Source organism: Pseudomonas sp. Sample_24 (genome assembly GCF_004307605.1).
In the GTDB taxonomy this organism is placed as follows: Bacteria; Pseudomonadota; Gammaproteobacteria; order Pseudomonadales; family Pseudomonadaceae; genus Aquipseudomonas.
Genome location: NZ_RCNW01000135.1, coordinates 1 through 1,312, shown reverse-complemented (window position 1 = coordinate 1,312; position 1,312 = coordinate 1). Strand labels below are relative to the sequence as shown.

The window sequence follows — 1,312 nt, the reverse complement described above, 5'->3', positions numbered from 1 at the left end:
TTTTCTTGTTTTGACTGCGGATGCGAATGTTACAGTTTCGTTACCGAAAATAGCACTGGTTCTCATCAGCCAAACAGCGGAAATGTTGGAAAACGAGCATTCCTTTATGAACATGTCGCTCAGATGTAAGTGAAGGGCGTTGTAGGAGTTGTTACCGCTTTCCTTTAGTGACTGCCGGGCCGGCAGGATTAAGGCAAATCTTTGGGAAATGTCCTGCACTGTTACCGGAAGCCATGATCTTCAGCTCAATACCTTCGCGCTTTAACCTTTTGGCCAGTTGCCAAGACTGGCATTTGAGGTGCGAAGGGGAGAGGGAAGGGTTATGCGGTGGATTGCGTTCTTGCTGGTGCTGGCGTTGTCTGGAGAAGCCCGGGCCGAGGAGTTTTTGCTTATTCCGGAAGACAATCCCAAGCCGGTGTACCCGCCGGCGCTGCAAAGGGCCGGAATTACAGGTGATGTCCGGGTCAGGTTCACGGCGCATGCCGATGGTTCGGTGAGCAAGGTGAGCATTTTGCAAAGCGATCACCCGGATTTGGCCGAGGCGACCCGGGTTGCCATTGCGCAGTGGCGATTCAAGCCGTGGGTGGTCGAAGGTGGCAAACCCAAAGAGCAGGAGGTCATTGCGCCCATGATCTTTCGATACGACTCGGACCTGCCCATTCATATCAATCAGTGGCTCAAGGAGCTGAGATGCCGCGATTTCAATGAGGTCATGGCCAATGTTCCGGAGAGCGGTTGGCTTGATGCTTCTGCCTTCCATTACACCCGTGCCTACCTCTCGAATGCGTTCTCCGCGACCAGCTTGTCAAACGAGCGACGTCTGGAGCTGATCGCAAAGCTGAACAGGGCGGTGCCGATTATCGTCCGGCAATGTTCGAGCAAACCAACGTCCCGGTTTGCGAGGTTTTTGCCTGAGGACCTTCGCAAGCTGCTTTAGTTGTCGACTGGGTCTGAACCCGATTGCTTGAGTCCAGACCGTTTTGCCAATTCAGCGAACCTGCACCACCACCTTGCCTACCGCCTTGCGCTGGCCCAGATCGTTGATCGCCTGCGCGGCATTGCTCAGCGAATACACCTGCGACACCAACGGCTTCAGCTTGCCTTCGGCAAACCAGCCGAAGAGCTGCTGGAAGTTCGCGGCGTTGTCCTGCGGTTGGCGCTGGGCGAACGAGCCCCAGAATACGCCGAGTACCGCTGCACCTTTGAGCAGTGCCAGGTTCACCGGCAGTTCGGGAATCCGGCCGCTGGCGAAACCGACCACCAGCAGGCGGCCGTTCCAGGCGATGGCGCGGATGGCCTGGTCGAACAGGTC

2 protein-coding genes are annotated in these 1,312 nt (G+C 56.3%); one reads left to right on the top strand and one right to left on the bottom strand.

Annotated elements, in window-relative coordinates; genetic code table 11:
* Positions 1 to 322: 322 nt before the first annotated feature.
* Positions 323 to 937 (top strand): energy transducer TonB, encoded by a 615-nt coding sequence (locus D8V06_RS06545; RefSeq protein ID WP_056854086.1) that lies wholly within the window; start codon positions 323 to 325, stop codon positions 935 to 937.
* A 51-nt stretch (positions 938 to 988) separates the two neighbouring features.
* On the opposite strand, the gene D8V06_RS06540 is transcribed toward D8V06_RS06545, so the two are convergent.
* Positions 989 to 1,312 (bottom strand): zinc-binding dehydrogenase (locus D8V06_RS06540; protein ID WP_153189252.1); only part of this gene is annotated, 324 nt, incomplete at its 5' end.

What these genes read in the sequence shown, in the direction of transcription:
- D8V06_RS06545 (WP_056854086.1), top strand. Translation starts at nt 323, where the DNA reads ATGCGGTGGATTGCGTTCTTGCTGGTGCTGGCGTTGTCTGGAGAAGCC.